4 protein-coding genes are annotated in these 3,588 nt (G+C 29.9%); all 4 read left to right on the forward strand.

The genetic code is table 11. From position 1 onward, the window contains the following. On the forward strand, nucleotides 1-573 hold a 573-nt coding region (locus EZH24_RS08775), incomplete at its 5' end, for an MATE family efflux transporter (RefSeq protein ID WP_272897888.1). Between the two features lie 194 nt (nucleotides 574-767). Further along, on the forward strand, nucleotides 768-1,613 hold the full coding sequence (locus tag EZH24_RS08780) for an AAA family ATPase (protein ID WP_137998788.1): 846 nt from the start codon (nucleotides 768-770) through the stop codon (nucleotides 1,611-1,613). Continuing rightward, nucleotides 1,597-2,508 carry a thermonuclease family protein gene (locus EZH24_RS08785; RefSeq protein WP_137998789.1) on the forward strand — a complete coding sequence of 304 codons (912 nt, stop codon included), beginning with the start codon at nucleotides 1,597-1,599 and terminating at the stop codon, nucleotides 2,506-2,508. The genes EZH24_RS08780 and EZH24_RS08785 overlap by 17 nt, the downstream gene beginning before the upstream one ends. Nucleotides 2,509-2,605: 97 nt before the next feature. Then, a partial coding sequence (locus EZH24_RS08790; RefSeq protein WP_137998790.1) for a nucleotidyl cyclase domain-containing protein occupies nucleotides 2,606-3,588 on the forward strand: 983 nt, incomplete at its 3' end.

The raw sequence follows: 3,588 nt of genomic DNA on the forward strand, positions 1-3,588 counted from the left end.
TATGCGGCGAGTTTCGGCGATAATGTTGTGGCGGGACTCGGAGTCGCCCAAAGATTATTTACTCTCGTTATTTTGGTTTTTATTGGATTAGGGCAGGGAGTCCAGCCTTTCATTGGTTATAATTTTGCCGCAAAAAATTATAAGAGAATGAACGGCTCTATTAAACTTTCCTGTTTGGTAAGCGTCATAACGGGAATAATTTTGCTTATATTGGCTTTTATATTTTCAAATCAAGCGGTAAAATTATTTATCAATAATGAAGAGGTAATAGATTACGGAGTTAAATTTTTAATCGCCTGTTATTCTGTCGCTCCGATTATAGGATTTCAATTTATATTTATGTCGACTTTTCAGGCTCTGGGAAAGGCTATTCCATCTTTATTTCTTTCTTTAAGCAGACAGGGAATAGCTTTTATTCCAGCGATAATAATTGGAACAAAAATATTCGGCATAAACGGAATAGTTTGGGCGCAACCTATAGCGGATATAGTTTCGGTTATATTGGCTACGATTATGTATATTTATATTTACAGAAAAATGAAAAAACGGGCTTTAAGCGAAAATGATTTATAATTTTTTACTATTGTAAGTATAAGCCACATTATTATTTTATTTGGATTACTTCGCTCCTAGCCAAAGGTGTGTCGCTCGTAATGACAATACTTAAATTTGACTTTTTATGAAATTACATTTATTATATTTCAATTAATTAAATTAAAAATATTCCCCCTATAAATTATTTAATTATTAATTAGGATAAAATTAAAATGGAAAAAGTAAAAATAGAAAATGTTGAACTCATATTATCGCATCCCGATAATTTGAATATAAAATGGACGGGACAAAACGATTTGGTTCGGCAAATAATGGCGGCTTGGCATACAATATCCGAAGACGATATTCCGCTAAATCCTCGAATAGTCGGAAAGCCTGGAGCTGGAAAAACGACTTTATCCTATTATGCGGCTAAAGAATTGCTTAAAAGAGAAGTTTATATATTTCAATGCACAGTCGACACTCGCCCAGAAGATTTGATTATAATTCCCGTTATATCGGAAAACAACCAAATAAGTTATCATGCTTCGAGTTTGGTTAGCGCAATGATTAAGGGAGGAGTCGCCATACTTGACGAAGGAAACAGAATGAGCGAAAAAACTTGGGCTTCGCTTGCGCCTCTTCTTGACGACAGAAGATATGTAGAAAGCGTTATTGCGGGAATAAAAATAAAAGCGCATCCCGATTTTAGAATAATAGTCACGATGAACGATGACGCAAGCACATTCGAGCTTCCAGAATATATTCATTCGAGATTACAGCCAACTATAGAGCTTCCGTTTCCAGATGTGAAAGAAGAATACGATATTTTAAAAATGAACATCCCATTTGCGGACGAAGAAATTTTGAAAATAACGGTAGGATTCTTACAAAAATCTCATATAAATAAATCTTCTTTTTCGGTTAGAGACGGAATAAATATGGCAAGATACGCTATGAAACTTTATAAAAGCGAAACTACGAAAGATAAAGAAACCGCTTTTTTGCTCGCCTTGAAATCCGTTCTTGGAGAGGAAGGAATTAAAATTTTGAGCACAAATAATGACGAAAAATATTAAAACAGTTATAATAATTTTTTTAATATTTTCGATTTTCTTTATTACAATTATTAAAAATAAAAATATTCATTTAAATAATTCAAAAAATTTATTTATCGATTCAAATTCTCTTTTAAGTTTAATTGAAAATAATAAAGTTTCAATCGTTTACGATTATTTAAAATATAGAGATAAAGTTTATTGCATTAATATTAACGATAAGCAAAATAAAGAAGATAAAAATTTTATAAAAAATCGTTTTCCAAGTATAAAATTCATTAATAAATTTCAATTTTATTTTTATTCAAAATTTTTTAAAGAAAAAATAATGTTCTATATTAATTATTGCGACAAAAAATTAATCGAATACTTAAAAAAGAAAAATATTAAATATTGCAAAGTTGTTTTAAATATTAACGAAATAACCGCAAAAGAATATTTGAATTTAAGAGATAAAGATAACGCGAGAATTTTTTTATCAATCACAAATAAAGATTATTACGATTCATATAAATATTCCGTTGTCTTAAATAAAAAATATATAACAGTTTTGGATGGAGACACGATAAAATATAAAAATCAAAGATACAGATTTATCGGTTTGGACGCTCCCGAACTCAAACAAAATTATGGAGAGCAAGCGAAAAATTTTGTAATCAATTCCATAAACAACGCTAGCAAAGTATCTATTTTAATATCCTCTTACGATTTGTATGACAGAATATTATGCCATATTATCATAGACGGCGAACCTTTTGCCTATTCTATGATTAAAGAAAAATACGCGAAAGAAACTATAATTAAATACGGAGATAGCGGTTTTCCAATAATAGCGAGCAATATCGTTTATTTGTCTAAATTTCAAGGACGAAGACCGTTTATTGACCCAGCGGTATTTAGAAGAACGAATAATTGAATTTATCAATCTAATAAAAATCTCACTATTGATTTTTTTGATTTATAAGTTAAATTTAAATAATAGAAATATTTTTTTAATATTTTAGGGAAATAAAGTGAATAAAATCGAAGATTATAATCAATCGACTTCAAAATATGAATTATATACTCATTTAATCGAGCAAATAGTTGAAGGAAATATCAAAACTTTTTCGGAAATTTTTACCTACGCTCCGAATGTTAATTTTGAAAAGATAAGAGACCATGAAAATATTTTAAAAAGTTTATTTTCTTTAATTCGTAAAATTAATTGGGGATTTTTCAGCAATTTGGATAAGGAACTTTACCCAAAATTATGGGAGCAATTCGTTATAGAAAATCACAAATATAATTTTGCGGGAGATTTGAAATTAAGTTTATCCATAGCCGACATTTATATAGCGATGCTCGATATTCATGGCTATACGAATTTTTGCGAAGAGAATAAAAATAATTTGTATAAAATGCATGCTTTGGACGATTTGCTTCAAAATAAAGTAAGCGAGATTGCAAGATTTTATAATGTCCTCTCTCATAGAAAACAGGGAGACGAAATAATTATGGTTTGTCCATCGGCGACTGACGCTTTAAGCGCGACTATAGCGATAATCGATGTTTTGAATAAAAAGAAATTTTTAACCGAACATCCTAATGTCGACACTTCCACAATGCCAGAATTTAAAATTAGCGCGGGAATATCGGGAGGAAACACCAACAGTTCTTTAATAATTACCGAAGACGGAGATTTGTCGGGTTTTCTTATAAATAACGCGGCGAGAATGCAAGCGAGAGCGAATACTTTATCTCCAAAAGAAAATAAAATTATTGTGACGAAAAATTTGCAATTCAACTTCTTAAAAGAAAACTCAAAAATAAAAAGCGAAATCTTTGAAAAAAATATTATTTCTTTCTACGATAACGGAATAATATTTTTTAAAGGAACGGATATTCCGATTGTGGAAGCGATATTCAATCCCGATGAAAAATATAAAGAATTATTTTTTGACGAAATGGAAGAACTCGTAAAAAGCGTGAAAGCTAATTTATGGAAGCAGAGAAT

Origin of the sequence: Brachyspira catarrhinii (genome assembly GCF_005518285.1) — a bacterium.
In the GTDB taxonomy this organism is placed as follows: domain Bacteria; phylum Spirochaetota; class Brachyspiria; order Brachyspirales; family Brachyspiraceae; genus Brachyspira; species Brachyspira catarrhinii.

Bases quoted from the DNA above. Each gene is read 5' to 3' on its own strand.
- EZH24_RS08780 (WP_137998788.1), top strand. From the start codon at position 768: ATGGAAAAAGTAAAAATAGAAAATGTTGAACTCATATTATCGCATCCC.
- EZH24_RS08785 (WP_137998789.1), top strand. From the start codon at position 1,597: ATGACGAAAAATATTAAAACAGTTATAATAATTTTTTTAATATTTTCG.